We start from the raw sequence: 24,768 nt of genomic DNA, 5'->3' as shown, positions 1-24,768 counted from the left end.
GATATTCATGACCACACACCACGAATCACCCGCCGGACACCAACACTCGGACAATCACCACTCCGAGCACCCACACGGCGGCCACGGCGACGACGGCGACAACCACGGGGAACACCACGAGCACGGGGAACACGCAAACCACGGGGGTCACGAAAAGCACCACGGGGGTCACGAGGACGACGGAAGCCACGACGGCCATGCAGGCCACGCGAACCATGCGAGCCACGCGGGCCACGCCGGCCACGCCCCGCAAGACCCCGCCTCCTGGAAAATGGCGGCCATGGCCACGCTGCACTGCCTGACCGGCTGCGCGATCGGCGAGGTCCTGGGCATGATCATCGGCACCGCGCTCGGCTGGTCGAACCTCGCCACGATCATCACCGCCGTCGTCCTCGCGTTCGTCTTCGGATACGGCCTCACCATGCGCGGCGTCCTGCGCGCGGGCGTCGATCTGCGCCGGGCCGTCAAGGTCGCGCTCGCCGCCGACACCGTGTCGATCATCGTCATGGAAGTGATGGACAACAGCGTCATGATGCTCGTGCCCGGCGCGATGCACGCCGGACTCGGCGACCTGCTCTTCTGGGCCAGTCTCGCGCTGTCGTTCGCCGTCGCCTTCGTGATCACCGTCCCGGTCAACCGTTGGCTGATCGCCCGCGGCAAGGGCCACGCGGTCGTGCACGCGTACCACTGACCGAGCCCCTCAGGCCCGCTCCGACAGCGCGTCGGGCCGGGCGTGATGGTGCCGGTCGATCACATGGGCGTGCCGGTGCCGCCACCCACCGGCCGAGGGCACGGCATCGACCAGGTGCGGGTGGTCGGCGGGCAAGTCGCGGTGCACGTGCGCGAGTTCGGTTCGCCCGCGACGGGGCCGACACGCCGCCGCACCGACCACCCCCGCCAGGGCGATGCCGCCCAGCACCATCGCGGTGACCGGCATACCCGCACCCGCCGCCAACCATCCGGCGAGCGGATAGGTCACCAGCCAGCACCCGTGGGACAGGGAGAACTGGGCGGCGAACGCGGCGGGCAGGTCCGCGGCCCCCGCCGACCGCCGAATCACCCGCCCGGCCGGGGTGAGCACCAGCGAACACGCCGCGCCGATCGCCGCCCACGCGACCAGGAGCAGCACCCAGGACCGCGTGTTCGGCGCCGCCGCGGTAACACCCGCGACGGCGGCCAGTACGACCGGAAGCGCGCAGGCCGCGGCCGACATCACGCCCCGATCCGCGAAGCGGCGCAGCAGGCGCGGCAGCAGCAGGGCCGCCACCATCGAACCCCCGCCATACGCGCCCAGGGCCAACGACACCGCACCCGCACTCCGCCCGAAGTGCTCACGAACCAGAACGACCGTATCGACGAAGACGATCGCACTCGCCGCCGCGACCGCCAGATCGAGCGCCGGCAGCGCCCGCAGCCCCGGCGTCTCCCGGAACAGCCGGAATCCGAGGCCCGCTCGCGCATACCGGCCCCGCACACCATCGGCCCGCTCCGCCGGGGCCGGTCGAGGCAACACGACCGAGACGACCAGGGTTGCCGAGGCGACGAAGCCCAGCGTCGTGCCGCCGAACAGCCAGTGGTACGAGACCAGTTGGAGGAACAGTACGGCCAACGCCGGGCTGAACAGGCTCTCCAGGTCGTAGGCGAGCCGAGACATCGACAGGGCCGCCGTGTATTCGCCTTCCTCGGGCAGGAGTTCGGGGATGACGGCCTGGAACGTGGGCGTGAAGATCGCCGACGCGCCCTGGAGCAGCAGGATCAGCACGTAGATCTGCCACACCTGGGTGACGAACGGCAGCGCGAGCGCGACGAAGGCACGGACGAGGTCCATCGCGACCAGCAGTCCCCGGCGGGAGACCCGATGGGCGAGCGCGCCGGCGACGGGCGAGACGACGACGTAGGCGACCATCTTGATCGCGAGCGCCGTGCCCAGTACGGCGGAGGCGTCGGCCCCCGCGATGTCGTAGGCGAGCAGGCTCAGTGCGACTGTGGCCAACCCGGTACCCACGAGCGCGACGACCTGCGCGGTGAACAGACGGCGATAGGTGCGATTTCGCAATACGGCAAACATCGGCATCGGCCTCGTCCCGTTCGGCGGCATCGAGGAGCGAGATCAGCGTACTCATCATGTGCGTACACATGCACGTGTTGATCATCACGAATCCCGCCGGAGGCGCGTGGCCCCACACGCGTCAGTCGTGCGGCGGCAGTTCGCCGATCGTGTGGTCGGCCACCTGGAGCGCCTCGTCCACCAGTCGCCGCAGATGGCCGTGGCGCAGCGAGTAGACGACGCGGCGCCCGTCCTTGCGGGCCGTGACGAGGCCGGCCAGGCGCAGTTTGGCCAGGTGCTGGCTGACGGAGGGGCGCGGCGCGGCGCAGTCCCGGGTCAGCGTCGTGACGTCGGCCTCACCCCGGCCGAGCCGGTCGAGCAGGGCGAGCCGGGTACGGTCCGCGAGCAGGGCCAGGACCGAAGCGGCGACCTCCAGGCGTTCACCGGCGGCCGACTCCTGCGTCATCGAGGCACCTGCGTGTCGTTCGCCCGTACTCATGCGCACATCGTAGGGCGAATCCCGGAGCCGCGACCGAACGCCACGGCTCCGCCGCGACGGGGGGTCCGCGCGCGGGTCGTTCGCCCGCCGCGGGGCATTTCCCCGGCCGCAGTCGTGCCCGCACGCGCGACCGCTGCCGTGGCCGTGGGTTCCGTCGGGTGACTCCGTTGCCGCGCCCGATCGTCAAGACGTACTGGAAGGGGCCCCGGCCCGCGAACCCCCTGAGACAGGGGAACACGCGTGTGACGACCCGACGAAGCCCTGACCACACCCAAGATCTCGACCTGGCATCTTCATCCCGGCAACGAGGTGTTACCGGATGTTTTCCTGGCTACGCTGCGAAGTGGCCGTCGTGTGATCTTCGTTCGTGGAGGGGACCTTCGCCATGTCCGTTTGCGAGCTGTTGGCACCGCCGCATGTGTGCGACGCCGTCGACGATCGTGTCGATCTCGATCGACACGGGCGGCGCGACCTGACCGTACGGATCACCGCCCCGGCGGCGGTGTGCGGGCCCGGGGACGGCCTCGTGGTGACGTGGGCGCCGCGATCCCCCACCCTCGTCGGGGCGTTCGAGGTACACACCGCCGTCGCGCGGGTCGGCGCGGTCTACGTCACGCTCCCGCACGCCAAGGTCTGCTGGAGCGCGGGCGCCGCCGTGCAGGTGACCTACCGGCTGATCAAACCGGACGGCAGAACCCTGGAGGCACCCAGCGGCGCCGTCGTCGAATGCGTCAGCGAATACCCGCCGTTGCTCGATTTCGCCGATGTCACCGAGGCCAGCAACGGACACATCAGCCTGGACCGACTCGACGCGCGTGGCGCGACCGTCACCGTGCCGTACGACGACGTCCCGGTCGACAGCGGCGACACCGTCGTCGTCACCTGGACCCCACGACCGTCCGGCGTCGAGCCATTCGAGACCCGCTTCACCGTCGAACGCGCCCGGGGCGACGGCTCGGCACAGATCCCCCTGGACCGGGTACGCGCCTGCGAGGGCAGCAGCGCCGAGATCCACTACCGCGTCATCAAACGCGGCGGTGTCGGCGAAGCCACCTCCGGCCGCAGCGTCTTCGCGATAGACCCAACCCCACTCCCCCACCACTCCTGGCCGACAACCCCCCGCCGCCCCCTCGTCTAAGCCTCGGGCTCGGCGCCGGCCCCCGACGCGGACGCTCCACCAACCAAGGCAAACGCCGCCTCCAGTACATCCCGCCCTTCCCGCCCGAACGCCACCAACCGCACCCGCTCCACGGCACTCGACGCCCCCATGATCGTCGCCACCGCGATCCGCGCGGCCTCCTCCGCCGGAAATCCGTACACGCCGGTGGCGATCGCCGGGAACGCCACGCTCCGCACGCCCAGTTCGTCCGCGACCTCGAGGCAACGCCGGTAGCAGGAGGCCAGGATCTCGGCCTCGCCGAGGTCGCCGCCCTCCCAGACCGGCCCCACGGTGTGGATCACGTGGCGCACCGGCGGATACAGGTCGAAGGCCGGCGTCGCCATCGCGTCACCCGGTTCGCACGGCCCGATCTCGGCCCCCGCGGCCGCGAGCCGTCGACCCGCCGCCCGGTGGATCGCCCCGTCCACGCCCCCGCCACCCAGCAACGACTCGTTCGCCGCGGTCACGATGGCGTCCGTGTCCTGGAGCGTGATGTCACCCCGCACGATCTCGATCACAGTCATGGCCCGATCATGCCGGCGGCCTTCCCGGTGGCGGATCGGGAAGTCGACCGGTGGGCGGGTGAGTCGGGGATCGCGGTGTGCCGAGGGGGTGCTCAGTCCTCGTGGTGCGGGAGTCGTGGGGTCAGGTCGTGGAAGTCCTCCTCCCAGCGGTTTCGGGTGTAGCGGCGGCCGACCGGGGTTTCCCACCACAGCAGGTCCTTGGCCAGGCGGACGTGGTCCAGGGCGATCCGGCGGCGGCCCAGTTCCGCCATCAACGGGTGTAGGCGGGTGGAGAGTTCGTCCAGGTTCTCGGCCTCGACCGCGCCGTCGAAGCGGGTGCGTTCGCGGCGTTGCACCAGGGTGCGGTCGGGCGCGATCAGTCGGGCCAGGTCGCGGCAGGCGGCGCCGATCGAGGTGCCGTCCGGGCGGTGCAGGCCGCCGGCGATGGAGCCCTGGTGCGCCGCGTACAGGGCGACCGCGTGCCGCACGGCCCGGGCGGCCAGGCGGCGTTCGAGGGTGACGGGCAGGTGGACGGTGATCGCCTCCACGGCGGACCCGGGCGGCTCGGCCACCGCGGCCGGCAGGAATCGAGCGGCCAACCGGCGATCGCCGTGGACCCGCGCCAGGAACGTGTGCAACGCGTGCTCCCACGGCGCCCAATACGCGGAGACGCGCGGAATCGGCGGCGCGGTCATCGTGGTCGATTCGTCGTGAGGTGCATGATCGATTCCTCGGGGTCGACGCCCGGACGGGCGCCGGGACGGGCGGGTGCGGTCATCCATCGGAACGAACTCGGAACGGACTCGGAACGGACCGGGAAGTGCCCGCCCGGGTGCATCCCCACGCCCGGGCAATCCCGCTCCATCACCGTTATGACGAACCGGGCCGCCGTTTTGTGACGGACGGTCATGGACCGGGCCCGCCGCGCCGAACACCCGCCCGGTGTGCTTCGCACGACGTTCGTAAAGTGTTCAGCGCGCCGCCGCCGATGTGCCCCATGCTTCGATCCGAGGGCGAGTGCGCCGCTCGCCGCCGATCCCCGAGCAAAGGACTGGCCATCGTGCGAAAGCGTTTGCCTGGAAGAGCGCAACTCGTCATAGCCGCACTGTCGTTCGTCGCCCTCGGACTATCGGGCGCGCCGGCGTCCGCCCACACGCGGACACAGCCGCAGGCACAGGTCGCCGGGCAGGCCGTCGTACGGATCAACGAGGTCGAGTCGAACGGCGGCACGCCGGGCGACTGGGTCGAGTTGGTCAACACCGGCTCGGCCGCGGCGGACCTGTCCGGGTGGGTCGTCAAGGACAACGACGACGCGCACACCTACCCGATCGCCGCCGGTACCTCGCTGCCCGCCGGCGGCTACCTGGCGCTCGACGTCGAGTCGTCCTTCGGTCTCGGCAGCTCCGACTCGGCCCGGCTGTTCGGACCCGGCGGCACCACCCTCGTCGACTCGTACACGTGGACCTCGCATGCCGGCACGACGTACGGCCGCTGCGCCGACGGCACCGGCTCGTTCACCACCACCTCCGCGCCGACCAAGGGCGCGCCGAACTCGTGCCCCACCTCGTGGGCCGGCTGGCCCGGCGGTGGCACCGTCACCGTCGCCGACGGCTCCAACGTGTTCGGCGGCAACCTCAGCGGCCTGTCCTTCCAGGACGCCGGCGTGTTGTGGGCGGTGAAGAACGGTCCGGGCACGCTGTACCGCCTCGTACCGGACACCGGCGGCAAGTGGCGCCCGGATCCGACCGGCGGCTGGGCCTCGGGCAAGGCGCTGAACTACCGCAACGGCAGCGGCGATCCCGACGCGGAGGGCGTGACCTTCACCCCCGACGGCCTGTTCGTCGCCACCGAGCGCGACAACGACGACAGCGGCGTCAGCCTGCCGAAGATCGCCCGCTTCGACACCTCCTCGACGGCCGGCGCACTGAACGCGACCGCCGAGTGGAACCTGACCGCCGACCTGCCCGCGGTGGAGGCCAACAGCGGCCTGGAGGGCATCACCTGGATCCCCGACACCTTCCTCACCGGACACGGCTTCCGGGACGAACACACCGGCGCGGCCTACGACCCGGCCGCCTACCCCGACCACGGGAGCGGGTTGTTCTTCGTCGGCCTGGAGGCCAACGGCACGGTATACGCCTACGCACTCGACCGGACCGGCGGCGGATACCACCGCGTCGCCACCTTCGCGAGCGGCTTCCCGGCGGTGATGGAGCTGCAGTTCGAGCCGGCGACCGGTCGGCTGTGGGCGGTCTGCGACAACACCTGCCAGGGCCGCAGCACCACCCTCGGCATCGACGCCCAGGGCCGCTTCGCGATCACCGCCGGGTACAACCGCCCCACGGGGTTGTCGAACTACAACAACGAGGGCTTCGCCATCGCCCCGCAGACGACCTGCGTGTCCGGCCGCAAGCCCGTCGTCTGGTCCGACGACGACAACGACGGCGGCCACGCGCTGCGCGCGGGCACGCTGAACTGCACGCCGTAGCGGGCGCGGAACGCGGCGCGGGGCGGGTGGCCTCGGTACGAAGAGGTACCGAGAAACCACCCACCCCGCGCCGTCGCCGGTTTCAGCGCTCCCCGGACGCACCCTCGGGAGCGGCGGCGGAGGGCACCGACGCGGTGTCGGGCGCCGTCGCGGGCACGGTCGCCGAGTCGGCGCCGGCGTCCGCGGTCCGCGCGGCGTCGCCGGCCGTCGCCGTCGCGGGAGTGGCGTCGCGCCGGTCGCGCCGGCTGCGGCGGATGCCCTCGGCCATCGCCGCCACGGCGATCAACACCAGCCCGCCCTCGGGCAGTTCACCCAGGCGCGTGGCAAGGGTGGTCTCGCTGCGCAGCGGCACGGTCGCGTTGAGCACCGTGCGCGTCCACGGGTCCGTGGACTTCACGATCGTGCCGTCGGGGGCGACGACCGCACTGATCCCGGTGGTGGAGGCGACCAGTACCGACCGGCCGTGTTCGACGGCGCGCAGCCGGGACATGGCCAACTGCTGCTTCGGCTCGGCGAGGCTGCCGTTGCGCATGTAGGTGGCGTTGTTGGTGGGTACGGCGAGGAGGTTGGCGCCGGTGCGGACCGCGCCGCGAACCTGGCCGTCGTAGGCGACCTCGTAGCAGATCGAGGAGGCCAGGTGGATCGGGCCGACGTCCAGGCGCACCGGTCCGGAGCCGGCGACGAAGTCGCGCGGGATCAGCTGGAGGTCGCCGAGGCCGCCGATCAGGTCGCGCAGCGGAATGTACTCGCCGAACGGCACCAGCTGCTGCTTGGCGTAGTACCGACCCGGGCCGGTGTCGGGGAACCACAGCAGGCTGGTGTTGCGGATCCGGTCGTGGGAGGCGTCGAGGATGGCGCCCACCACGATCGGCGCGCCGACCTCGCGGGCGGCGAGCGAGATGCCCTCGCGCAGGCCGACGTCGGTGCGCGGGTCGCGGTCGGTGGCGTTCTCGGGCCACAGGACCAGGTCGGGCTGCGGGGCCTTGCCGAGCTTGATGTCGCGGGCCAGCTCGCGGGTGGCGGCGATGTGGTTCTCCGCGACCTGCTGGACCCGGGCCTGCTCCTCCATGTTGCGGGCGCGCGGCACGTTGCCCTGGACGACGGCCACCTTCGCGGTGCGCTCGCCGTGCGTACTCGGCAGCAGGAACACCCCGCTCGACGCGAGCGCGCCGGCCACCACGAGGCCCGCGCCGAACCGGACACGGTACGCGCGGGGCGCGGTGAGCAGCGCGGCCAGGAAGGCGGCGGTCAGCGCGACGACCGCACTCACGCCGGGAGCGCCGGCCACGGAGGCCCAGCCCAGGGTCGGCGCGTCGGCCTGACTGAAGCCGAGCCGCCCCCACGGAAAGCCGCCGAGCGGGACCCGGGAGCGCACCGCCTCCGTGGTCACCCACCAGCAGGCCGCCCACAGCGGCCATCCGGGCAGCCGGGCGAACGTCGGCACGACGCAGCACAGCAGCCCGAGCAACAACGCCTGAGCCACACTCAGCGCCAGCCACGGCAGGATGCCCAGGTTGGTCAGCCACCACAGCAGCGGAATGAAGAAGGTCAGCCCGAACAACGTCCCGAGCCGGAACGCCACCTTGGCCCGCCGATGCCGAATGGCGGCCAACAACAGCGCCGGCCCGACGGCCGCGGCGGGCCACAACCCGACCGGCGGAAACGCGAGCGCGAGCAACAGCCCACCGGACGCCGCCATGATCGCCCCGGCCCAGGTCCGCAACCGCCGCTGCACCGCACCCTGGACCTGAACCCGAACCGCCGTCATGCCGCCCACCCGGCCCGAAGCCCCGAGCGACCGACGGCCGCGCACAACGGCCATCCGTCGTCGAATCCCCAGACAATCACGGGCGGCGGAACCTTCCCGACCGGAACCGACATCGGCGTCTCCTCGGCTGAACTCGGGGCGGCGCGTAGGGCGATCCGCGGAACGATCCGAACAAACAGGCGGGCAATCCGACCAGCGACGACATCCACGCCGAGCAGGCCCGGAACCCGTCCGAAGGGGGCGCCGGCCGGCCGGAACGACGCCGGGCGGGAGAAGGCCCGGCGGGGAGCGTGGCGGCGGGCGCTCCCACCGTGCGTCTCAACCACGAAGCACCCCCGCGGGTATCGCCGCGCCGTCGACATCGTCGGCGTCGTCGGCATCGTCGACCGAACGACCCCGGCGATCCGAATAATCCGGGGGATCCGAGGGATCCGAGCCGTCTCGATCCGGCGAGCCGTCCGGCGTCCGCTCCACTTCTGCCGGAGGCAGGAGCGCCGCGAGGTCGGCGAGCGCGTGGGCCAGCTTGGGGTCGGCCGGCTCGTACCGCACTCGGCGGCCCACCGCGACCGTGCGTACCAGCCCGCAGTCCCGCAGGCGTGAGAGGTGGTTGGACACGTTCCCCCGGGTCAGCCCCAGCCGCTCGGCCAGTTCCGACGGGTACGCGGGCGCCGCCAACAGCGCCAGCAACAACCGGCGCCGGCTCTCGTCCGCGAGCGCGGTCCCCACCCGGGCCAGCGCGGCGGCGTCCACCACGACGGCAGGCCCGTCCTCTTCGTACGTATGCACGCGTAGACGGTACAGCACGCGCTGAATCAAGCAACCACTGAATCGAACGTTCGACCGTCCCATCCAACCGGACGGACCCCGAGTCCGGCACATCGCCGCCTCGGCCCGCGTTGTACCCGGCCACGAAGTCGTGCGGAAGATTTCGGCGCCGCGGACAACGCCGCGCACCCGGCGGCTTCCTAGCGTGTGCCCATGACGCGAACCGCCGGGCCACCGTCCCAGACCCACGACCTCGTGCTGCGCGGTGGTCGCGTACTCGACCCCGAGACCGGGCACGACGCCCTCGCCGACGTGGGGGTGACCGGCGGCACGATCACCGCCGTGTCCGCGCGCCCGCTGGTCGGCCGGCGCACCATCGACGTGCGCGGCCTCGTGGTCGCGCCCGGCTTCATCGACATGCACAGCCACTCGCACGACGTGGCCGGCCACCGGCTCCAGGCCATGGACGGCGTCACCACCGCGCTCGACCTGGAAGCCGGCCTCTCGCCCGTCGACGAGGGCTACCGCCAGGCCGCCGCCGAGGGCCGTCCGCTCAACTACGGCTTCTCCGCGTCGTGGTGCCAGGCTCGGATGGCGGCCGTCGGCGGCCTCCCGCACGGCGGCGGCATGCACGTCGCCCTCGGCCTGCTCGGCAACCCCGCATGGCAGAGCGAGGCCAGTGGGACCCAGGTCGACGAGATGCTCGAACTCCTCCGCCTCGACCTGGCCGCCGGCGCCCTCGGGATCGGCGTCGTGGTCGGTTACGCGCCGCGGGTCCGGCCGGAGGAGTACCTGGCCGTCTCCCGCCTGGCCGCCGAATCGGGCCGCCCCACCTACACGCACGCCCGGGACCTGGTCGAGCAGTTCCCGGACGTCGCGATCGACGGCGCGCAGGAGATCGCCCGCGCCGCGGCGGAGACCGGCGTACACGCGCACTTCTGCCACATCACCTCGACCTCGCGGCGGCACAGCGACGCGGTCATGCGGCTGATGGACGACACCCGCGCCGAGGGCGGCCGGATCTCCACCGAGGCGTACCCGTACGGCGCGGGCATGACCGCCATCGGCGCCGCCTTCCTCGCCCCCGAGCTGCTCGCCGCCACCGGCCTCACCCCCGACGGCATCGTCTACGCCGCCACCGGCGAGCGCATGGCGAACGCCGAACGGCTGCGCGAGGTGCGCGCCAAGGATCCGGCGGGTCTGGCCATCGCGCACTTCCTCAACGAGGCCGACCCGTTCGAACAGGGCCTGATCGACCGGGCCCTGCTCCACCCCTCGACCGTCGTCGGCTCCGACGCGATGCCGCTGACCTGGACGAACGGCGAACCCGACCCGCTGGCCTGGCCGTTGCCCCCGACGGCGGTCACCCACCCGCGCACTGCGGGCACGTTCGCCAAGGTGCTGCGCCGCTACGTCCGCGAGCTCGACGCGCTCACCCTCCTGGAAGCGGTCTCCCGAAGCAGCCTCGGGCCCGCGCGGATCCTCCAGGACAGCGTGCCCGCGATGCGCCGCAAGGGCCGGGTGCAGGTCGGCTGCGACGCCGACCTGATCGTCTTCGACGCGGATACGGTCACCGACCGGGCGACATACGAACACAGCACACGTCCGTCGCTGGGCTTCGCACACGTCCTGGTCGGCGGCGTACCGGTGGTCCAGGACGGGGCGTTGTGCCTGGACGCCTTGCCGGGGAGGCCGGTACGGGCGTGAGTCCGACGGGGGCGGGGGCGTCGGACGCGCGGGCCCCGGTCGCGGCGTGAGCCTGCCGAGGGACGGATTCGTGTCGGCAACGTTGCTTCTTTTTGGGCGCTCCGCGCCGGCTCGCGAGGCACCACTTTTCCGCTCCCCCGCTTCGCTCCTCCGCAAAAATGCGGCCCCTCGCTCGGGGTCGGGGGCGTCGACGCGCCGGTGGGGGTCAGGTCGGGTTGGCCCCGGTGGGTTGTGGGGCGGGGGCTTCGAGTAGGCCTGATGCGAGGGATTGGGCGTGGACGTGGGCGGGGCAGGCGTGTGGGCCGAGGCCGTAGGGGGTCTCGGTGAGGTCGATCTCGACCATGGTTCCGTCCGGTGCCACCCGGCGGGTGCGTGGGACCGGGGGGTCGGTGCGGCCGGAGGCCAGGTGTGCGACCAGGGCCTTGGTCGCGTCGCACGCCTGGACGAGCAGGCCGATGCGGTTGGCGACGGCCTCGTCGGCGACGCCGCCGCACACCCGGACCAGGCGCGCCACGGCCCGGTCCGCCTCGGCGGTGATCGCGGTGTGCGGCTGGTAGGCCGTCGCCACCACCGCGACGTCGGCGGCGATGCTCGCGGCGAGTTCACCGGGCAGGCCCAGCGCCTCGGCCAACACCTCGACCGGCCCGCGGCCGTCCCGCGCGGCCCGCTCCCGGAGGTGCCGCGGATCGATCCGGTCCAGGTCGGCGACGACCAGGGCCCGTCGCCGCTCGTGCACGGCGCCGGCGCTGAACCGGGCGACCGAGGCGCGCAACCACGCGACGCCCGCGGGCGCCGCGTCGGGTACGACCGGCATCGTGTAGGAGGGGTCGGTGAGCAGGGCGTGGTTTCGCGGCGTCATGCGGTCATCGTGGCTCGGAAACACTTCGGCGGGCACCGAAACGACACCGAGGAAGGACGCCGGGGCGGCGGTGGGCGGCGACCGGGCCCGCCGCATCCCTGCCCCACCCCGATCCGCCCGGATTCCTCCCACCCCCGTCGTTCCCGGGGATGACCCCGACCCCGGACCTCGGTCCCGGTCAGGCATCGACGCCGGACCCGGGTCCCGGGTCGAGATCGTCTGCCGAACGGCCCGCCGAGGCCGCCGAGGGCGGTGAAATGGAACGGAAGCTCCATACTCGCGCCCCGGCGCCCGCGCGGCACTCGCCCCGCGGCGCCACGCCCCCACCCGCCCCCGACCCACCACGCTCACCGTCCACCTGCACAATCGAAGGAGACCCGAGCATGGGGTCCGATCACGGCCCGGCGGCGGCCCTCGCGCCGACACCCGCCGCCGCCCCACCGCGCGCGACGGAGGGTGCCGCGAGGCACGATCCACGCGCACCCGCGCACCGCCGGCGCACCGTCGCGAAGCCCGGCGCCGCAGCCTGGCAGCGGCTCCGGGCCAACCGTGCGTTCGCCTTCCTGGTGCGGCACCGCGTCAACCTGCTCGTATCGCTGGCCGCCGGCGTGATCGACACCCTCGCCTACCTCGTCCCGGACGAGGGCATGGAGCCCAGGCGCGTACCGGTCGGCATCGCGCTGGCCCTGGTCGCCGCCATGATCCTGCCCGCGCGGCGCCGGCATCCGATGCGCGTGCTCGCCGCGGTCGTCGCCCTCCAGAGCTGCCTGGTCGTGGCGACTACCGCGACCACACACTCCTACGGGGGCGCCCTTCTGGTCGCGCTGTACACCGTGGCCCGCTTCGGCAGTACCCGCGACCTCTGGATCGCAGGCTGCGCCGCGCTGGCCGTCCAGGCGCTGCGCGACTCGTACGACTCCGACACGTTCGTCCGGATGGTCGGCGCCGACCTGCTGGCCACCCTCCTGATCGTCGGCGTCGGACTCGGCACCGCCAAGTGGCAGGGCCAGGTCGCGCTCAACCGGCAGTTGCTCGCCGATCGGGCCGTCACCGAGGAGCGCCGGCGGATCGCCCGGGAGTTGCACGACATCGTCGCGCACCACATCACCACGATGTACCTGATGTCCGGCGGCGCCCGGGCCACCCTCGAACGTCAGCCCGACACCGCCCGGGAGGCGCTGTTCACCCTGGAGTCGTCCGGGCGCGCCGCGCTGCGCGAGATGCGCCAACTGCTCGGCGTACTGCGCAGCGACGACGGTCCCGAGCAGGCACCTTCCGAGCCCCAGCCCGGGATGGACGACATCGACGGACTGATCACCGAGGCCCGCGCGGCCGGCCTCCCGGTGGAGTACCGCGAGCACGGCGAGCGTGAACCGCTGCCCCCGGCCACGGGTCTGACGCTGTATCGGATCGTCCAGGAGGCGCTGACCAACACCCGCAAACACGCGGGCAACGCGCGCACGTGCGTCCAGGTGCGGCATCTGCCCGATCGCATCCTGATCGAGGTGGTCGACGACGGCGCGGGCGACATCCCCGCGACGGGCGTGGTCGGCGGCTACGGCCTGACGGGCATGCGGGAGCGGGTGGCGCTGCACGGCGGGACGCTGGAGGTCGGCCCGCGCCCGGGCGGCGGATTCCGGGTGTTCGCGAGCGTGCCACTGCCGTCGAAGGGCCCCGACTGGCGCGGCTGAACGGGCGCGAGCGGCACGCCGAAACGCCCGGAGCGCGACGGATACGTCCCGGAACGCCCGGGCTTGCCTACCACGCTGGTTGACGGTCGCGGCCCACCTCTGCATCCCTGGTACTCCCCGAATCCCCACCGAGCGTTTGACGCTCGGACAGGCGTCGGTTGCCTACCGTCGTGCGCATACACCGGTGGGCGGTCGGTACCTGGGGGCCGCCGTCCCCCGGTGTGCCCGACCGGAGCTCACACGGGGGAGTTCCGTCCGCATCGAACCGTCGGCGCCGCCGGGTGCCGGTCTGCCGGCAGGCGCGGCGCAGACCGCCGCCCGCCGGGTCGACCGCCCGGCCGGGTGGTCCCGACGGCTTCGGCGGTCCCGCCGGCCCACCGGCTCCCGGGCGCAGGCCGTGCGTCCCGGATGTCGGGGGCGGGGGCCGCGTGCCGGGAAATCGGGCTCGCGACTGGACCGTTCGGCGCTCCGAGGGGGGTCGGCGGAGGCTGTGAGGTTGATGTGAGTACGTCCGACGATGTAGCGCGCGGGGTCCTGGCAGCGGTTCGGGCCGAGGACGAGGGGGCGTTCGTACGACTGGCGGAGTACCACCGCAACGATCTGCGCGTGCACTGCTATCTCATGCTCGGCTCGTGCACCGACGCCGAGGACGTCCTCGACCGGACCCTGGTGCGGGCCTGGCGGGCGCGCCGGGGGTTCACCGCGCACACGCCGTTCCGGCCCTGGCTGTACCGGATCGCCACCAACGCGTGCCTGGACGCGCTGGCCTCCCCGGCGCGGTGTCGACGGGAGATCGCGATCGCCACGAACGGCGCGGGCGAGCCGGTGCGTTCGGCCCTCGCCGAGGTCACCTGGCTCCAGCCCCTCCCGGACGAGCTCGAGGGCGGGGCCGCCGCCGACCGCGACACCGTCGACCCGGCCTTCGTGGCCGTACTCCAGCACCTCCCGCCCCGCCAACGCGCCACGCTGATCCTGCGCGACGTCGTGCGCCGGCCGGCCGCGGACACCGCCGACACGCTGGGCATGAACGTCGCGGGCGTGAAAAGCGCCCTGCAACGGGCCCGACGAACCCTGCGCGAGGAGCTGCCCGACCGCCACGCGGCGAACCGCGACCGGCCGACCGGGCCCGACGCCGCCGAACGCGCGTGCCTGGAGCGCTACGTCACCGCGTCCCGCCGGGCCGACCCGGCGGCACTGGCCGCGCTGCTGCACGCGGACGCCCGCCAGGCGATCCCCCCGGCCCGGCTCGTGTACACCGGCCGCCGCGCCATCGTGGACACGCGCCGGCCCATCCCCACCGACGTTCCCGGGCACGCCGAGCGCGAAGCGCTGCCGCTGGCGATGAACCGCCGGCCCGCGGTGGGTCACTACGTCCGCCGGCCGGGGTTGGGCGTGTTCACCGCGACCACCCTCGACGTACTGCGCATCGACGACGGCCTGATCACCGAAATCATCACCTTCGGCCCGGAACTGCTCACCACGATCGGCCTCGGCGCAATCCCGGACGTCGGCACCGCCGATCACGAGTGCGCCGGCCGCGTCGCCGGCCACTGACCCGGCCCGCGCGCCGAGGCGTCCTCGTCAGACCTCGTATTCGATGCCGTGCGGCGCCGCGATCGGGTTGATCCGGTCCGGGTCGAGCGCGCCGTCGGCGCGCAGCACGTCGGGGCCGGCCTCGAACATGTCCTCCAGAAAACACTCCCACCCGCCGGGCGAGGACATCTGGAGCACCCGCGGCGGGGCCTGGCCGACCCGACTCAACGCATGCGGAACTCCCTTGGGCAGGAGGACGAACGACCCGGCCGGCACGGAGGTGTCCTCGCCGTCGAAGTGCACGCCGAGTTCGCCCTCCAGCACGTAGATCAGTTCGTCGGCGCGGTGGTGGGTGTGTCGCGGGATGTCCCGGACCAGGGTCACCTCCAGTACCGACAGGCGTCCCTCGGTGTCCTCGGTGCGCGCCATCACCCGGAAGGGCGGCGGCAGCGGCACTCGCCCGGGTCGCCGCTCGCCCGGGTGGAGCTTGACGAATCGTTCGTCCGTCATGAGAAAGTCCCGTCTCTGGAAGGGGTACGGATGCGAGGGGGCGGTCACCGATCCGGATCGGCGGCCGCCAACACCTCGGCCAGCCGGGTCAACGCGGCGACGACCGCTTCGCGGTCCTCGCCGAGCCCGGCCAGCAGTTCGACCTCGCGGGCCAACAGGCGCGGAAAGAGCGCGTCGACGGCGGCCCGACCCGCGTCGGTGATGACCACCTCCACGGACCGGCGATCCACCGCGCTGGGCGTACGTCGGATGTGACCGCGCTCCTCCAGCCGGGCCAGGCTCTTGCTCACCGCCACACGCGAGATGCCCAGATTCGCCGCGAGCCGCCGGGCGATCACCGGCCCGGGCTCGTGCCGGAGCGGAATGAGCAGATCCAGCTCCGGCGGCGTCACCGGCGCGGCCTCGTGCAGCGGACGCAACGCCCGTTCGTGCAACAGATGGATCCGCCGAATCAGCCCGACGATCTCCATCGGCGACGTATCCAGCCCGGGATGCTCCGCCGCCCACCGCGCCCGCACCTCCGCCAGGGAAAGCGGCACATCCGCTCCTAATAGTTAACCGGTGAACAACAAGTTCACAATACCGAACCCGTACGGCGAGACAAGCCGGAACCCGGGTCAACGCCCGCCCGCATCCACGACTCCCATCCATCGAGGGGCCGTTCGGGCAGGCGGGGAGAAACGCCGTGAACCCCTCGACCGCCCGGCTCGGGCGTCAGGTCAGTCGTTGGGCGATGCCGTCCAGGAAGACGTCCAAGCCGTAGGCGAAGCGTTCCGCCGGGTCGGCACCGACCAGCGCCGACATCGCCTTCTCGAACGCGGCGGACTTCTCGGGCCCCGCGGCGGCCCGGCGCGCGGCCCAGTCGTCGGACTCGGCCAGGCGGGACTGGGCCTGCTCCTCGATGGTGTGGCCGAGGACGTAGTAGAACATCGCGAACGTGATCCACCCGGCCTGTTCCGGGGCGAGGCCCGCGCGGCACAGCACCTCCACCGCCAACCGGCCGGTGGCGTTGGTGTTGGCGTCCGGCACGTAGGTGCCGGCCACCACCCGCGCGCCGTCCCGCCGGGAGAGCAGCGCGCCGCGCAACCGGTCGCCGAGCACCCGCAGTTGCTCGTCCCAGGACGCCTCCGGCAGCGGCGCCGCGACACCTTCGAGCAGTTGCTCCGCCATCGCGTCGAGCAGCGCCTCCTTGCTCGGGAAGTGCCGGTACATCGCGCCCGCCCGCACGTTCAGCGCGGTGCCGAGTTTGCGCATGGTGAGGCCGTCCAGCCCCTCGGCGTCGAGCAGGTCGAGCGCGCCCTTGACCACGTCCGGCCGTCGCAACATCGAGAACTCCCGCTTCCGTGCCGTTGACAGCACTCGTGATCCGATCCTAACGTGAACAACGTTCACTGTGAACAGCGTTCACGGTGAACGGTGTTTCCATCCGCCTTCATGCTATCCACCACCTCCCAGGAGTCCCCATGGCGAACAGTCCCGGTCGACCGGACGCCGCGCCCCCGCTCGCGAAACCCGCCCCACGCCCGACCCGCCCGGCCCGGCGCGACGTGATCGCCCTGGTCGCCTGCGTGGCGCAGTTCATGGTCGTGCTCGACTCGACCATCGTCACGGTGGCTCTGCCGGACCTGCGGGCCTCGCTCGACCTGAGCGACACCGGGCAGCAGTGGGTGGTCAACGCCTACCTGATCACCCTCGGCGGCCTGCTCGTGGTCGCCGCCCGCGCGGGCGACCTGTTCGGCCGCAAGAGGATGTTCCAGGCCGGCCTGCTGATCTTCACCGCCGCCGGCGTGCTCGGCGGCGTGGCGCAGGACACCACGACCCTTTTGGTGGCCCGGGTCGCCCAGGGGCTCGGCGCCGCCGCGCTCGCCTCGAACGGCCTGAGCCTGATCGCCGCCGGCTACGCCCACGACCCGATCCGCCGCGGCCGGGCGCTGACCCTGTGGAGCCTGACCGGGGGTGTCGCCGCCGCGGCCGGACTGGTCCTGGGCGGGGTGCTGACCCAGCAGTTCGGCTGGCGCTGGGTCTTCCTGGTCAACGCACCCGTCGGCGTCGCACTGCTGCTCACCGCCGGCCTCGGGCTCGCGCCCACCCCGGCGGCCGACCCCGGCGAGCGGCGCCGGATCGACGTCGGCGGCGCGCTCGCCGTCACCGGCGCCACCGGCCTGTTCGGCTACGCCGTCTCCCGCACCACCACCCACTCGTGGACCTCGCCGGGCGTCCTGGGCACGTTCGCCGGCGCCGCGCTGTGCACCGTCGCGTTCGTCCTGATCGAACGCGCCGCGGTCCGCCCCCTGGTGCCGCTGAAGATGTGGCGGCTGCCCGCGCTGCGCTTCGGCAACCTGATGATGCTCGTGCTGGGCTCCGCGATGACCGCCACGCTCTACTTCATGTCCCTCTACCTCCAGGGCATCCTCGGCTACGGGGCGCTGCGCGCGGGTGGGGCGATGGTGCCGCTGACCGTGACGATGCTCGCCGCCGGGATGGCCGCGCATCGCCTGATCGCCGTACTCGGCCCGCGCGCGCTGCTGGCCGGCGGCGCGGTGACGGCGGCCGTGGGTGTGCTGTTCCTGGCCTGGCTCCCGGCCGACGGCGGCTTCCCGGTGCGCTTTGTGATCGGCTCGGTCGTGGCCGGCGCCGGCGTGGGCCTGATGTTGCTGCCGGTCACCGTCGCCGCGACGGCCGGCATCGAGGCCCGCGACGCGGGCGCCGCGTCCGGCCTGCTCAACACCGCCCGCCAACTCGGCGGCGCGCTCGGCCTGGCCGTCCTGGTGACCGTCGCCGCCCAGGACTCCCCGACCGACCCGGCGGCCGTGCTGGACGGTTACCACACCGCATTCGCGGTCGACGGGTTCCTCATCCTGCTCGTCGTCCCGTTGGCCCTGCTCCTGCCCCGCCCCCCGCGTCCCTGACGCCCGAAGTCGCCCTCCCCGCCGGGGTCACACCCGCGCCGACACGTCACCCGGATCGCACCGGCCGGCCCCGCGCCCGGTCCGAGTCCCGGTGGCCGGCCGGCCCGGCGGGGAGGGCCCGTACGTGGCGCGACGGCGGTACCGCCACCCGCTACGGCGGCGCCGTCACCGGCTCCGCCGCACCCGCGTCCGGGCCGCTCGCCCGGCGCGGCGCCGCGGCGGCCAGCGCGGTGATCCGGGCGTGCAGGTCGTGCACACGCGACTCGGCGGCGGGGTCCAGGAGGGCGCTGCGCAACACCCGCGTGCGGTTGCGGTCGGCGACGGCCCGGGGGTGGCGGCGCAGGAAGTCCAGGACCCGGACCGAGAGCGTGCTCAGGTGGCTCGGGTGCGCGAGGGGTTCGGCACCGGCGGTGCCGGCCCGCAGGATGTGCCCGCTGGAAGCCTCCACCTGGGACATCCGGGGGTGCCGCTCGCCGGTGAGCGCCAGATAGGTCAGGATGTCCAGCTCGGGTCGCTGGAAGAGCATCAACTCCGGTTCGGCCTCGATCAGTTCGCACCACTGCCGAGTGCCGCGCAGACCCGCCGCGAGCCCCGAGCCGACCCCTTCGGGGCTGAGCGGGAGGGCGCGCAGGGTCAACCACAGGGCCGCGGCGAGGGCGCCGGGGCGGGCGCGGTCCAGGCCGAGTTCGCCCGGGCGCGGCACGTCGGAGGAGAAGTCGCCCGCCAGGGGATCCCGCCGCCCGCCGGCCCCGGTCACCGGCTCGCGGAACAACACCGCACCGCAACCGGAGGGGTACAGGCCGATCCGGTGCGGATCGACGACCACGGAGTCGCACTCGGCGAGCGCGCGCAGATGCCGGGCGGCGGGCGTCGCGCGCAGTTCGTCCGCGTCCACGAGCAGCGTGAAGAACCCGCCGTAGGCGGCGTCCGCGTGCACCCGCACCCCGCGTTCCCGGCACAGCGGCAGGATGTCGGCGATCGGGTCGACCGCGCCCAGGGTGGTGGTGCCGGCGCTGACCACGACGGTGCCGACCCGCTCCCGACGCAGTTCCCGCTCCAGCGCGTCGGGGTCCATCCGCCCGGCCGCGTCGGTCGGCACGGGGTACGCGGGGGTGCGCAGCACGGCGCACATGCGTTCGTGCGCGGGGTACATGTCGGCGCCGTGCGCGATGCCGAGGTCGGGGTGCGCCTCGCGGGCCGCCCACAGGGCCTCCAGGTTGGCCGTGGCCCCGCCGGAGGTGAGGTGTCCGTGGGCGGTGGGCAGCCCCAGCATCGCGGCGAGGTCGGCGATCACCTCCTCCTCCAGCGCCACCGTGGTCGGATCGCCGTCGAACACCCGGTCCTCGGGCCCGACCAGCGAGGCGGCGAGCCGACCGGCCACCGCGGCCCGGTGCGGCGGCTTGACCGGGTGCCCGGCGTACGCGGGGTGCGGGAACGGCCGGCCGCCGCGCAGATGCTCGGCCAGCGCGGCCAGGTGCGCCTCGAACCGGTCTCCGGCACGCCCGTCGGGCGGGACCTCCCGATGGGCGTCGGCCCACGCGGACACGGTGTCGAACGCCTCGGTCAGCCGGCGACGAGTGTCCATGGTGTGCCTCCGGATACGACGGCCGGCGCCCGCTCCACGCCGCGGACGCCCCGCCATCGCGCGTGCGGACGGGTGCGGAGAGTTCCCGGCCGGGCGGCGATCATGCCCGCCCCTGCGGCATCCGTGTGACCGCGCCGCCCGGCTCCGGGCGGCCCGGGTTCGTACACTCGTCGACGATCACGAACGACGCGCGGTGCGGAGGCACGGGGCATGGAGCTGCGCCAGATCCGGTACTTCGTGGCGGTGGCCGAGGAGTTGCACTTCGGGCGGGCCGCCGAGCGGCTGCACATCGTGCAGCCCACGGTCAGCCAACAGATCCGGCGCCTGGAGCGCGAGTTGGCGGTGACCCTGTTCGACCGCAGCACGCGCAGTGTCACACTCACCGCGGCGGGCGACGCGTTCCTGCCGCACGCCCGCGCGCTGCTCGCCGCCGAACGCGCGGGCCTGGCCGCGATGGCCGCCCTGCGTGCCGAGGAGGCCGCGGCCCTGCGCCTGGGCACCAACGTCGGGCTGGGCACCCGACTGGATCGGCTGTTGGCGGCACTGGCCGAGGGCGCCCCGCAGACCGCGGTGGAGCTGGTCAGCCTGCCGCCGGCCGACCGGCTGCGCCAAGTGCGCGAGGGCACGCTGGACGCGGCGCTGGTGCGCGGAGTGGACCGGGCGCCGGACCTGGACCTGGTGCCGGTGTGGCGCGACCCGCTGGTGGTCGCGCTGCCCGCCGCGCATCCACTGGCCGATCGCGCCGAGGTCGCGCTCGCGGACCTGGCCGCGCTGCCGCTGCGCATCGTCCCCCGCGAGCACAATCCGCACCTGGTCGACCTGCTCGTCGGCGCGTGTCGCGCGGCCGGGTTCGAGCCGGTGGTGGGGCGTACGTTCACCACCGACCAGGACACCCTGGCCGCGATCGGCGCCGGGCCGCCGACCTGGACGGTCTTCTACGCGAGCAAGGCCGCGATCCTGTCCACCACCCGCACCGTCTTCCGCCCGTTCGCCGCCCCGGTGCCGACGATGCAGACGTACCTGGCGGTCCGCCCCGACGCCCCCGCCCGCCGCCTCGCCGCGCTCCTGGAAGCGTGCCGGGCCCAGGACGAGGACCCGCCCACGCTCGGCACTCATCACGATTCGTGATCACTTTCGGTGTCGATTGCCCCTGGGTCCGCGCCGCGACCTGCGATGGAGTGGTCCCACGCCGCACAGCGGCCCGGAACCACCGGGCGGCGGCGCATCGAAGGAGGCCGTCGTGCCCGTCATCACCGTCCAGCAGGGCCCGCGCAGCGTCGAACTCAAGCGCGATCTGGTCCGCCGGCTCACCGACGCCATGGTCGAGGCGTACGAGATCCCGGCCGAGGCGGTCCAGGTCTGGATCCACGAGACGCCCACGGACAGCTGGGGCGCCGCGGGAACCCTCACCGCCGACAAGTAGCGCCGAAAGGCCCCCGAAGCTCCCGTCGGCGCCCGCCGTCGAGGATCGGCCGGTCGGGCACTTCGATCAGCGGCCGCAGGCGTCCGGCACCCGGCCGGCCACGATCGCAAACCCAGGGGCCCGGCAGGAGATGCCGCGGGCGCGGCACGGGATGCCGGTAGCGGAAAGCGGTGGTAAGTCTGAATTGCGAGCCCGTATCGATGCCCGCTCGCAACCCCCGCGTCCGTGTGTCGACGACGCCGGTCGCAGCCCTGCGAGGAGTGGAGTTCCCGTGGACGACTATCCGCTGCTGAACGTGTTCTGGACGATGATGTGGCTCTTCCTCTGGGTGCTGTGGTTCTTCCTGCTGTTCAGGGTGATCACCGACATCTTCCGCAGCCACGACCTCGGCGGCTGGGCCAAGGCGGGTTGGCTCGTGTTCACGATCGTGCTGCCCTATGTGGGCGTGCTGGTCTACCTGATCGTGCGCGGCCGGTCGATGAGCGGGCGCGACCTGGCCCAGGCGAAGGAGAACGACGCGGCGGTCCGGGCGTACATCCGCGACGCGGCCGGCTCCGCGGGCGAGACGAACCGGGGCGCCAGTCCGGTCGAACAGCTCGGCAAGCTCGCCGATCTGCGGAACAACGGCGCCATCTCCGAGGAGGAGTTCCAGCAGGCGAAGCAGAAGGTGCTCGGCTGAGCCACGCCGGGCGCGCGCGTAGGCGCGCCCGAGCCCGCCCCGACCGACCCGAACGAATCACTCCGAGGTGCGGCGGCGGTCACCGTGTGTACTCATGGACGGGCATGGCCGTTCCGCTGCCGCCACCCCCGGAGTGACCTTGAGTACCCCACCCGAGCCACCACCGGATCCACCCGACCGGGCAACCCCCGCGCCCGCGACGCGGGGGTTGCCCGAGGTTCTGCGCACACCCGGCTATCTGCGACTGCTGCTGGTCGCGGCCGTGGTGGGTGTTCCCATCTCGCTGGCCGCCTTCGGCTTCGTCACGCTCGAACACGCCATGCAGAACGGACTGTGGCAGCACCTGCCGCACAAGATGGGCTACTCCGTCGCGCCGTGGTGGTGGCCGCTGCCCCTGCTCACCGTGGCCGGTCTGGTGGTGGCCGGGGTCGCCGCCCGGCTGCCCGGGGCCGGCGGGCATCTGCCCGTAAACGGGCTCGGCGGCCCGCCCGTCCTGCCGTCGGCGCTGCCCGGCGTGGTCGTCGCGGCGCTGGCGTGCCTGTCGTTCGGCGCGGTCCTGGGCCCGGAGGGCCCGCTGATGGCGATCGGCAGCGGCCTCGCGTTGTCCGCCGTACGCGGCGCCCGGCGCGCCGCCGCGCCCGAGATGGTCGCGGTGCTCGCGGCGGCCGGGTCCGCCGCGGCGATCGCCACCGTGTTCGGCAGCCCGCTGGTCGCGGCCGTACTGCTGATCGAGGCGGCGGGGTTCGGCGGGCCCCGGTTGACCGCGCTGATCCTGCCGTGTCTGCTGGCGAGCGGCGTCGGGGCGGTGGTGTTCACCGGGTTCGGCGCCTGGAGCGGCCTGGCCACGGGCGGGTTGGCGCTGCCGTCGTTGCCGCCGAGCCAGTCGCTGCGGGCGGGCGATTTCCTGTGGGGCGTGCCGTTGGCGGCGGTGATCGGCTGCGGGGTGGCTCTGTTGATGACGCTCGGTCGCCACGTCGCCGACTGGACCACGCGACACCCGAGCCGCCGGATCGTGATGTGCGCGATCGTGGTCGGCGCGCTGGTGGCCGGATACGCGGCGAGCACGGGCCGCTCGCCCGAGGAGGCGGCGCTCTCGGGACAGTCGACGCTGGCCACGCTGGCGGCGAACCCGCATTCGTGGGCGACGTCCGCGCTGTTCATGCTCGTCCTTTGCAAGGGGCTCGCCTGGTGCGTCTCGCTCGGCTCGCTACGCGGCGGGCCGATCTTCCCGGTGTTGCTGCTCGGCGCGGCCACCGCGCTGTTGTGCCAGGACCTTCCCGGATTCGGCACCCTGCCGGGGCTCGCGGTGGGTCTGGCGGCGGCGGCCTCGGCCACACTGCGGCTGCCGGTCTCGGCGACCGTGCTCGCCGTACTGCTGCTCGGCGATCACGGCACGGACCAGGTGCCGGTCCTGGTCGTCGCGTCGGTCGTCGCCTTCGTCGTCGGCGAACTGGCCCGCGCCAAGTGGGCACCCCGCCCACCCGCTCCGGCGCCGGCCGACCCGTCCTGACTCGCGACACGCAGAGTTTTGCTCCGATATCTCCCATAGGCCCATCTAGAGTGTGCCGCGAGGAGGAGCCCCGAGGAGGCGGATCGTGACGCTCGACGGCCCGACCGAAGGCGCCACCAAACACCTCGCCCCGGTCCACACCGCGCGCCGCGTCGCGCTGTTCGGCGGATTGCGCGCGCTGGGCTCGTCGACCCTGCTGTTCGTCCTCTACTACGTGCTGCCGCTGGACCGGGGTCTGGACCCGGCGACCGGTATCGGACTCGCCGTCGGACTCGTCGTGTTCGCGACCCTCGTGGTGTGGCAGGTGAACGTCATCGCCCACGCCGAGCGGCCGCGCCTGCGCGCCGTCGAGGCCCTGGCCGTCTCGCTGCCGTTCCTGCTCCTGCTCTTCGCCTCGACCTACTTCGTCATCGGCCGCGACCGGCCCGACTCCTTCACCGAAACGCTCACCCGCACCGACGCCCTCTACTTCACCCTCACCGTCTTCGCCACCGTCGGCTTCGGCGACATCGCCCCGACAAGCGAGGGCGCGCGCGTGGTGGCGATGGTCCAGATGGTGGTGAACCTGATCGCCGTCGGCGTGATCGCCCGGGTGGTACTGGGCGCGGTACAACAGGGCCTGCGCCGCCAATCGACGCCCGCGGCCCCCGATGCCCACGTCGACGCCGCCGACACCGTCGATTAGTCCCGTCCGACGGGACGGGTCCGGGCGCGCCCCTCGCCGGCGCATGTATCGAAGTCCACATCCACCGTGTACTTCAAGCCAGGGACCAAACCTCGGAAACCGGCACCTTTCGCACGTCGGATCCGCCCCGGTCGTGTCGGGGGTGTTCGGCCCTTTTGGATGTTTCCTACAACTGGCGCCGCTCAGTGTGCACTGCCCGCGACATGGCGTTGCCGACCGGTTCACGAAATGGTGAACACTGTCGGGGGTCGCCGCATCGTCGCGGCGAGCGCAATCGTTGGTTTGCAGGAGGTTCGGTCGGGTGTTCAGTCGTGTCGCCATCGTCAATCGCGGGGAGGCCGCGATGCGGCTCATCCACGCCGTCCGGGAGCTGGCCGCGGAGACCGGCACCCGGATCGAGACCGTCGCTCTGTACACCGACGTCGACCGTACGGCCACCTTCGTGCGC

At 73.0% G+C, this 24,768-nt stretch carries 23 protein-coding genes and 1 pseudogene; 13 read left to right on the top strand and 11 right to left on the bottom strand.

The window, feature by feature from the left end; all coding sequences use genetic code 11:
• Nucleotides 1-7: 7 nt before the first annotated feature.
• Nucleotides 8-691 carry a DUF4396 domain-containing protein gene (locus ACFRCG_RS32285; protein WP_380037985.1) on the top strand — a complete coding sequence of 228 codons (684 nt, stop codon included), beginning with the start codon at nucleotides 8-10 and terminating at the stop codon, nucleotides 689-691.
• Between the two features lie 9 nt (nucleotides 692-700).
• Here the strand turns inward: ACFRCG_RS32285 and ACFRCG_RS32280 are convergent, their stop codons facing one another.
• Nucleotides 701-2,068 (bottom strand): MFS transporter, encoded by a 1,368-nt coding sequence (locus ACFRCG_RS32280; RefSeq protein WP_380038099.1) that lies wholly within the window; start codon nucleotides 2,066-2,068, stop codon nucleotides 701-703.
• Nucleotides 2,069-2,189: 121 nt separating this feature from the next.
• Nucleotides 2,190-2,546, bottom strand: a complete 357-nt coding sequence (locus ACFRCG_RS32275) for a helix-turn-helix transcriptional regulator (RefSeq protein WP_126643946.1) — start codon at nucleotides 2,544-2,546, stop codon at nucleotides 2,190-2,192.
• 385 nt (nucleotides 2,547-2,931) lie between these two features.
• On the opposite strand from ACFRCG_RS32275, the gene ACFRCG_RS32270 reads away from it, so the two are divergent.
• Entirely contained in the window at nucleotides 2,932-3,684 is a 753-nt protein-coding gene (locus ACFRCG_RS32270; protein WP_380037982.1) for a hypothetical protein, read from the top strand.
• On the opposite strand, the gene ACFRCG_RS32265 is transcribed toward ACFRCG_RS32270, so the two are convergent.
• Together ACFRCG_RS32265 and casB are read right to left on the bottom strand one after the other, a co-directional pair.
• Nucleotides 3,681-4,229, bottom strand: a complete 549-nt coding sequence (locus ACFRCG_RS32265) for an O-acetyl-ADP-ribose deacetylase (protein WP_380037980.1) — start codon at nucleotides 4,227-4,229, stop codon at nucleotides 3,681-3,683. The genes ACFRCG_RS32270 and ACFRCG_RS32265 overlap by 4 nt on opposite strands.
• A 92-nt stretch (nucleotides 4,230-4,321) precedes the next feature.
• Entirely contained in the window at nucleotides 4,322-4,903 is a 582-nt protein-coding gene (gene casB / locus ACFRCG_RS32260) for a type I-E CRISPR-associated protein Cse2/CasB (protein WP_380037978.1), read from the bottom strand.
• Nucleotides 4,904-5,268: 365 nt separating this feature from the next.
• Here casB and ACFRCG_RS32255 point away from each other — a divergent pair, with 365 nt between their 5' ends.
• A complete protein-coding gene (locus ACFRCG_RS32255; protein WP_380037976.1) occupies nucleotides 5,269-6,696 on the top strand; it encodes a lamin tail domain-containing protein in 1,428 nt (475 codons plus the stop codon).
• An 82-nt stretch (nucleotides 6,697-6,778) separates the two neighbouring features.
• Here the strand turns inward: ACFRCG_RS32255 and lnt are convergent, their stop codons facing one another.
• On the bottom strand, nucleotides 6,779-8,464 hold the full coding sequence (lnt, locus tag ACFRCG_RS32250) for an apolipoprotein N-acyltransferase (RefSeq protein ID WP_380037974.1): 1,686 nt from the start codon (nucleotides 8,462-8,464) through the stop codon (nucleotides 6,779-6,781).
• A 462-nt stretch (nucleotides 8,465-8,926) separates the two neighbouring features.
• A pseudogene (locus ACFRCG_RS32245) lies at nucleotides 8,927-9,250 on the bottom strand (winged helix-turn-helix domain-containing protein); the annotation flags it as partial.
• Between the two features lie 192 nt (nucleotides 9,251-9,442).
• Here ACFRCG_RS32245 and ACFRCG_RS32240 point away from each other — a divergent pair.
• Nucleotides 9,443-10,936 carry an amidohydrolase family protein gene (locus tag ACFRCG_RS32240; RefSeq protein ID WP_380037971.1) on the top strand — a complete coding sequence of 498 codons (1,494 nt, stop codon included), beginning with the start codon at nucleotides 9,443-9,445 and terminating at the stop codon, nucleotides 10,934-10,936.
• 205 nt (nucleotides 10,937-11,141) lie between these two features.
• Here the strand turns inward: ACFRCG_RS32240 and ACFRCG_RS32235 are convergent, their stop codons facing one another.
• Entirely contained in the window at nucleotides 11,142-11,795 is a 654-nt protein-coding gene (locus ACFRCG_RS32235) for a hypothetical protein (protein WP_380037969.1), read from the bottom strand.
• A 383-nt stretch (nucleotides 11,796-12,178) separates the two neighbouring features.
• Between ACFRCG_RS32235 and ACFRCG_RS32230 the strand changes: the two genes are divergently transcribed.
• The gene (locus tag ACFRCG_RS32230; RefSeq protein ID WP_380037967.1) at nucleotides 12,179-13,486 is read left to right on the top strand and encodes a sensor histidine kinase; all 1,308 of its coding nucleotides are present in this window, start codon (nucleotides 12,179-12,181) and stop codon (nucleotides 13,484-13,486) included.
• Between the two features lie 501 nt (nucleotides 13,487-13,987).
• On the top strand, nucleotides 13,988-15,040 hold the full coding sequence (locus ACFRCG_RS32225) for an RNA polymerase subunit sigma-70 (RefSeq protein WP_380037965.1): 1,053 nt from the start codon (nucleotides 13,988-13,990) through the stop codon (nucleotides 15,038-15,040).
• Between the two features lie 27 nt (nucleotides 15,041-15,067).
• Here ACFRCG_RS32225 and ACFRCG_RS32220 read toward each other — a convergent pair whose 3' ends face one another.
• The 3 genes from ACFRCG_RS32220 to ACFRCG_RS32210 all read right to left on the bottom strand — a co-directional run bounded on the left by ACFRCG_RS32220 (nucleotide 15,068) and on the right by ACFRCG_RS32210 (nucleotide 16,855).
• Entirely contained in the window at nucleotides 15,068-15,529 is a 462-nt protein-coding gene (locus tag ACFRCG_RS32220; RefSeq protein ID WP_380037963.1) for a cupin domain-containing protein, read from the bottom strand.
• 44 nt (nucleotides 15,530-15,573) lie between these two features.
• Entirely contained in the window at nucleotides 15,574-16,068 is a 495-nt protein-coding gene (locus ACFRCG_RS32215; protein WP_380037961.1) for a MarR family winged helix-turn-helix transcriptional regulator, read from the bottom strand.
• A 175-nt stretch (nucleotides 16,069-16,243) separates the two neighbouring features.
• Nucleotides 16,244-16,855 carry a TetR/AcrR family transcriptional regulator C-terminal domain-containing protein gene (locus ACFRCG_RS32210; protein WP_380037958.1) on the bottom strand — a complete coding sequence of 204 codons (612 nt, stop codon included), beginning with the start codon at nucleotides 16,853-16,855 and terminating at the stop codon, nucleotides 16,244-16,246.
• 137 nt (nucleotides 16,856-16,992) lie between these two features.
• Here ACFRCG_RS32210 and ACFRCG_RS32205 point away from each other — a divergent pair, with 137 nt between their 5' ends.
• Complete coding sequence (locus ACFRCG_RS32205; RefSeq protein WP_380037955.1) at nucleotides 16,993-18,438, top strand: MFS transporter; 1,446 nt, start codon at nucleotides 16,993-16,995, stop codon at nucleotides 18,436-18,438.
• A 151-nt stretch (nucleotides 18,439-18,589) separates the two neighbouring features.
• Here ACFRCG_RS32205 and ACFRCG_RS32200 read toward each other — a convergent pair whose 3' ends face one another.
• Nucleotides 18,590-20,023, bottom strand: a complete 1,434-nt coding sequence (locus tag ACFRCG_RS32200) for a pyridoxal phosphate-dependent decarboxylase family protein (protein WP_380037953.1) — start codon at nucleotides 20,021-20,023, stop codon at nucleotides 18,590-18,592.
• Between the two features lie 210 nt (nucleotides 20,024-20,233).
• Here ACFRCG_RS32200 and ACFRCG_RS32195 point away from each other — a divergent pair, with 210 nt between their 5' ends.
• The 6 genes from ACFRCG_RS32195 to ACFRCG_RS32170 all read left to right on the top strand — a co-directional run.
• Nucleotides 20,234-21,151, top strand: coding sequence for a LysR substrate-binding domain-containing protein (locus ACFRCG_RS32195; RefSeq protein ID WP_380037951.1), 918 nt, complete (start codon nucleotides 20,234-20,236; stop codon nucleotides 21,149-21,151).
• 112 nt (nucleotides 21,152-21,263) lie between these two features.
• Entirely contained in the window at nucleotides 21,264-21,446 is a 183-nt protein-coding gene (dmpI, locus tag ACFRCG_RS32190) for a 4-oxalocrotonate tautomerase DmpI (protein ID WP_380037949.1), read from the top strand.
• 271 nt (nucleotides 21,447-21,717) lie between these two features.
• The gene (locus ACFRCG_RS32185; RefSeq protein WP_380037946.1) at nucleotides 21,718-22,125 is read left to right on the top strand and encodes an SHOCT domain-containing protein; all 408 of its coding nucleotides are present in this window, start codon (nucleotides 21,718-21,720) and stop codon (nucleotides 22,123-22,125) included.
• Nucleotides 22,126-22,258: 133 nt separating this feature from the next.
• Nucleotides 22,259-23,635 carry a chloride channel protein gene (locus tag ACFRCG_RS32180; protein ID WP_380037941.1) on the top strand — a complete coding sequence of 459 codons (1,377 nt, stop codon included), beginning with the start codon at nucleotides 22,259-22,261 and terminating at the stop codon, nucleotides 23,633-23,635.
• 85 nt (nucleotides 23,636-23,720) lie between these two features.
• Nucleotides 23,721-24,320 carry a potassium channel family protein gene (locus ACFRCG_RS32175; RefSeq protein ID WP_380037938.1) on the top strand — a complete coding sequence of 200 codons (600 nt, stop codon included), beginning with the start codon at nucleotides 23,721-23,723 and terminating at the stop codon, nucleotides 24,318-24,320.
• Nucleotides 24,321-24,621: 301 nt separating this feature from the next.
• Nucleotides 24,622-24,768 (top strand): biotin carboxylase N-terminal domain-containing protein (locus tag ACFRCG_RS32170; RefSeq protein WP_380038097.1); only part of this gene is annotated, 147 nt, incomplete at its 3' end.

It is taken from the genome of Embleya sp. NPDC056575 (genome assembly GCF_042793325.1).
Taxonomy (GTDB): domain Bacteria; phylum Actinomycetota; class Actinomycetes; order Streptomycetales; family Streptomycetaceae; genus Embleya.
This window is presented reverse-complemented; position numbering and strand designations above follow the sequence as displayed.

What these genes read in the sequence shown, in the direction of transcription:
- ACFRCG_RS32285 (WP_380037985.1), top strand. Translation starts at nt 8, where the DNA reads ATGACCACACACCACGAATCACCCGCCGGACACCAACACTCGGACAAT.
- ACFRCG_RS32280 (WP_380038099.1), bottom strand. Translation starts at nt 2,068, where the DNA reads ATGTTTGCCGTATTGCGAAATCGCACCTATCGCCGTCTGTTCACCGCG.
- ACFRCG_RS32275 (WP_126643946.1), bottom strand. Translation starts at nt 2,546, where the DNA reads ATGAGTACGGGCGAACGACACGCAGGTGCCTCGATGACGCAGGAGTCG.
- ACFRCG_RS32270 (WP_380037982.1), top strand. Translation starts at nt 2,932, where the DNA reads ATGTCCGTTTGCGAGCTGTTGGCACCGCCGCATGTGTGCGACGCCGTC.
- ACFRCG_RS32265 (WP_380037980.1), bottom strand. Translation starts at nt 4,229, where the DNA reads ATGACTGTGATCGAGATCGTGCGGGGTGACATCACGCTCCAGGACACG.
- casB (WP_380037978.1), bottom strand. Translation starts at nt 4,903, where the DNA reads ATGACCGCGCCGCCGATTCCGCGCGTCTCCGCGTATTGGGCGCCGTGG.
- lnt (WP_380037974.1), bottom strand. Translation starts at nt 8,464, where the DNA reads ATGACGGCGGTTCGGGTTCAGGTCCAGGGTGCGGTGCAGCGGCGGTTG.
- ACFRCG_RS32240 (WP_380037971.1), top strand. Translation starts at nt 9,443, where the DNA reads ATGACGCGAACCGCCGGGCCACCGTCCCAGACCCACGACCTCGTGCTG.
- ACFRCG_RS32235 (WP_380037969.1), bottom strand. Translation starts at nt 11,795, where the DNA reads ATGACGCCGCGAAACCACGCCCTGCTCACCGACCCCTCCTACACGATG.
- ACFRCG_RS32230 (WP_380037967.1), top strand. Translation starts at nt 12,179, where the DNA reads ATGGGGTCCGATCACGGCCCGGCGGCGGCCCTCGCGCCGACACCCGCC.
- ACFRCG_RS32220 (WP_380037963.1), bottom strand. Translation starts at nt 15,529, where the DNA reads ATGACGGACGAACGATTCGTCAAGCTCCACCCGGGCGAGCGGCGACCC.
- ACFRCG_RS32210 (WP_380037958.1), bottom strand. Translation starts at nt 16,855, where the DNA reads ATGTTGCGACGGCCGGACGTGGTCAAGGGCGCGCTCGACCTGCTCGAC.
- ACFRCG_RS32205 (WP_380037955.1), top strand. Translation starts at nt 16,993, where the DNA reads ATGGCGAACAGTCCCGGTCGACCGGACGCCGCGCCCCCGCTCGCGAAA.
- ACFRCG_RS32200 (WP_380037953.1), bottom strand. Translation starts at nt 20,023, where the DNA reads ATGGACACTCGTCGCCGGCTGACCGAGGCGTTCGACACCGTGTCCGCG.
- ACFRCG_RS32195 (WP_380037951.1), top strand. Translation starts at nt 20,234, where the DNA reads ATGGAGCTGCGCCAGATCCGGTACTTCGTGGCGGTGGCCGAGGAGTTG.